This window comes from Paenibacillus sp. GCM10023250, from assembly GCF_042653205.1.
In the GTDB taxonomy this organism is placed as follows: Bacteria; Bacillota; Bacilli; order Paenibacillales; family Paenibacillaceae; genus Paenibacillus_Z.
This window is the reverse complement of the sequence record NZ_JBHSHY010000083.1, coordinates 1-3,240: the sequence shown is the minus strand read 5'-3', so window position 1 is coordinate 3,240 and position 3,240 is coordinate 1. Positions and strand designations below refer to the sequence as shown.

Here is a 3,240-nt window from a genome sequence, read left to right as displayed (position 1 = left end):
GGGCAGGCCGGCCCCGCCTCGCGCGGGCGCTCGCCGCCGCCTCGCGCGGGCGCTCGCCGCCGCCTCGCGCGGGCGCTCGCCGCCGCCTCGCGCGGGCGCGATCCCGCCTTTTTTCGGGCGGAACGGGACATGCTAAAAGAAGTTAATTACGGTTCGCTTGACCTTAACCATGGTTCAGGTAGTACGATTACTCGCGGCAGGTCCGGTACGGGCGCCCGAGCAGAGGAGGATAGGGGATGGAGGAGGAGACGACGGAATACGCCATCGCGGACGTTTCGAGCATGACGGGTCTCAGTATCGACGTCATCCGCTATTACGAGCGGATCGGCTTGTTGCCGCCGGCGAAGCGCAAAGACAACGGTCATCGCGCCTACTCGGAGTCGGATTTGCGCCGCTACATGTTCGTCACGCATCTGAAACGGACCCAAATGCCGCTCAAGGACATCGAACGGTACATCCGTTATTACAACGAAGGACGCTACGAAGACTGCTACCTCGTGCTCGCCGAGCACAAGCAACATATCGAACGGCAAATGGAAGAGCTGCGCGAGTCGCTCGGCATGATGCAGTACAAGCTGGACAACTATGCGGAGCTGATTCATCTGTCGTATCCCAAACCGAATAAGGAGTGACTGATTCATGCAACCTACCGATAACTATGTGCAAACGCCCCAAGCGCCGATCCCTTCCGGCTTCGGCCCGCAAACGACCGCAGCCGAGGCGCTCGGCGGCCGGGACCTGACCGGCAAAATCGCCATCGTCACCGGCGGCTACTCCGGCCTCGGCCTGGAAACCGCCCGCGTGCTGGCGGAAGCCGGCGCGACGGTCGTCGTGCCCGCGCGCACGCCGGAGAAGGCTGCCGCGGCGGTGGCCGGAATGCCGCGCATCGAGCTCGAGACGCTCGACCTGGCGGATCCCGCGTCGATCGACGCGTTCGCGGCGCGGTTCCTCGCCTCGGGCCGTCCGCTCGACATCCTCGTGAACAGCGCAGGCATCATGGCGACGCCGCTCGCGCGGGACGCCCGCGGCTATGAATCGCAATTCGCGGTCAACCATTTGGGGCATTTTCAGCTAGCGGCGAGACTGTGGCCGGCACTGAAGCGATCCGGCGACGCGCGCGTCGTGTCCGTCTCCTCGCGGGCGCTGCGCCTCGCCGGCGTGGACCTGGACGATCCGAACTACGAGCACCGCGAATATGACAAGTGGCTGGCGTACGGCCAATCGAAGTCCGCGAACGCACTGTTCGCGGTCGAGCTGGACCGGATCGGATTCGCGTACGGCGTACGGGCATTCTCCGTGCACCCCGGCACCATCGTGACCGACCTGTCCCGCCATCTGTCCGACGACGAGATGAAGGCGATGGGCGCGCTCGACGAGCAGGGCAACCGGGTTGCGCACGACCCGAGCCGGTTCAAGACCGTAGCGCAGGGCGCTGCGACCAGCGTCTGGTGCGCCGCGAATCCGCAGCTCGAGGGCCGCGGAGGCGTCTACTGCGAGGATGCCGACATTGCTGCGGTCGCGGCACCGGATTCGGACCCGTTCAGCTCGGGCGTGGCGCCGTGGGCCATCGATCCGGAGATTGCCCGCAAGCTGTGGGCGCTGAGCGAGAAGCTGACGGGCGTCACGTTCTGGTAAGGACTAGTCTGGCTTTAGGCATATGGCTGCTATACAACAGAAACACGCCGGGGAACCGGCGTGTTTCTTGGTCGTGGTCCGAAATATCGAAAGCAGGAATGCGACAAGCGTACCGCTGCGCGTTCACGTTGGAGCCTTCGCCGAAATCGCGATGATCGCGTCGGCGCTCCCTCTCGGTCTGCGTGCAGCGAACAAGCGGGGATCCGCCGCAGCGCGTTCACGTTGGAGCCTTCGCGGAAATCGCGATGATCGCGTCGCGCTCCTTTTCGGTCTGTGCTCCTTCTCGGTCTGCGCGCAGCGAACGAGCGGAGATCCGCCGCGGCGCATCCGCGGGTGGCTTACAGGTACGGCTCCACGATGCGGCGGATGCGGCTCAGGCCTTCCCACATATCGCCCGGTCCGTCGTAGATGAGCGAGACGGCGCCGTCGTAGCCGCCGGCCTTGAGCAGCTCGAGGCAGCGAATGTATTCATCCGTATCTGGCTGGCCGTTTTCGTCATAGTGCGCCTTGGCGTGGATCGAGACGGCATGCGGCAGAATCGCTGCCAGCTGCTCGTATTTGGTGTCGCCCTTGAAGTTGCCGAAGTCGTCGATGACGTTCAGCCGGCCTTCGAAGGCGCCGATGATGGCAAGGACGTTGTCGGACGTCGAGGCGAGCGGCTTGAAATTCTCCGTAATGACGCGGACGTTCCGGCTTTGGCCGTAGGCGTGCAGCTCCTTGAGCGAGGCGATGGAGCGGGCCAGCGCGGCCTTGTCGCCCGGCTCGCTCTCGCCGGCGACGACGCGGATGTTCTTGGCGCCGGCTTTCGCGGCGATGTCGATCCATTCGCGCACGTAAGCGGCGTCCGCCTCCCTGCGAATCTCGTCGGCGCTGGAGATGTCGCCATAGTCGAGCAGGATGGTGTCGAGCGAGATGCCCGCGCGCTCGACCGCGGCGCGCAGCTCGGCCAGGTAGCCGTTATCCGCGGACGGGAAGTGGAAATGCCCGATTTCGACCGCGCCGAAGCCCTCCTTGGCCAGATGTTCCGGCAGGTCGACGAGCTTCATCAGCTCCGGCTGCGGGTTTTCGACGAAAATATGCTTGCCGGCCTCCGCATCCCACTGCGTCCAGCGCAGCGGTCCGAGATTGCGGTGCAGGCTCCAGGTGCTCAGCGATAAATAACTCATGTGTCGTTCACGCTCCCATGAATAGTGGATGGATGGTACGGAACATTCGGCAAGGCGAGACAAGGCCTATTGTAGCAAAAAACGGCAGCGGATTATAGACGCAAAAAGAGACCGGCGGGGCGAATCGCCCGCGGTCTCTTCGATGTGTGTAGCTCTAAGCAAATACGCTTGCGGCCGCGAGCTGCCCGCCGCCCGCGGCCCGCTGTCCGGTGCAAGGGCGGCGCCTTTAGTCCGCCGCGTCCGCCTTGGCGTCGGCGAGCGCCTGGACCTCTCGCCACTGCGCGAGCTGCTGCTCGAGGCCGCGCACGAGCGCGTCCACGCCGGCGGCGAAGCCGGCGTGATCCGGGCCCGGGGCCGCCGCGGCGTAGGCGTCCAGCGCCTCCGCCGGCAGCGGCGGCGCGTCCGCGAGCGCGGCGAGCAGCTGCCGCAGCCCGCCGGC

At 65.5% G+C, this 3,240-nt stretch carries 4 protein-coding genes; 2 read left to right on the top strand and 2 right to left on the bottom strand.

Going from position 1 to position 3,240, the window contains the following annotated elements; all coding sequences use genetic code 11:
• Window positions 1-236: 236 nt before the first annotated feature.
• The gene (locus ACFPB1_RS27300; RefSeq protein WP_379229372.1) at window positions 237-632 is read left to right on the top strand and encodes a MerR family transcriptional regulator; all 396 of its coding nucleotides are present in this window, start codon (window positions 237-239) and stop codon (window positions 630-632) included.
• 7 nt (window positions 633-639) lie between these two features.
• Window positions 640-1,635, top strand: a complete 996-nt coding sequence (locus ACFPB1_RS27295) for an oxidoreductase (RefSeq protein ID WP_379229371.1) — start codon at window positions 640-642, stop codon at window positions 1,633-1,635.
• Window positions 1,636-1,973: 338 nt separating this feature from the next.
• Here the strand turns inward: ACFPB1_RS27295 and ACFPB1_RS27290 are convergent, their stop codons facing one another.
• Both ACFPB1_RS27290 and ACFPB1_RS27285 read right to left on the bottom strand, forming a co-directional pair.
• A complete protein-coding gene (locus ACFPB1_RS27290) occupies window positions 1,974-2,801 on the bottom strand; it encodes a sugar phosphate isomerase/epimerase family protein (RefSeq protein WP_379229370.1) in 828 nt (275 codons plus the stop codon).
• 226 nt (window positions 2,802-3,027) lie between these two features.
• On the bottom strand, window positions 3,028-3,240 hold a 213-nt coding region (locus ACFPB1_RS27285; RefSeq protein ID WP_379229368.1), incomplete at its 5' end, for a hypothetical protein.

What these genes read in the sequence shown, in the direction of transcription:
- ACFPB1_RS27295 (WP_379229371.1), top strand. Translation starts at nt 640, where the DNA reads ATGCAACCTACCGATAACTATGTGCAAACGCCCCAAGCGCCGATCCCT.
- ACFPB1_RS27300 (WP_379229372.1), top strand. Translation starts at nt 237, where the DNA reads ATGGAGGAGGAGACGACGGAATACGCCATCGCGGACGTTTCGAGCATG.
- ACFPB1_RS27290 (WP_379229370.1), bottom strand. Translation starts at nt 2,801, where the DNA reads ATGAGTTATTTATCGCTGAGCACCTGGAGCCTGCACCGCAATCTCGGA.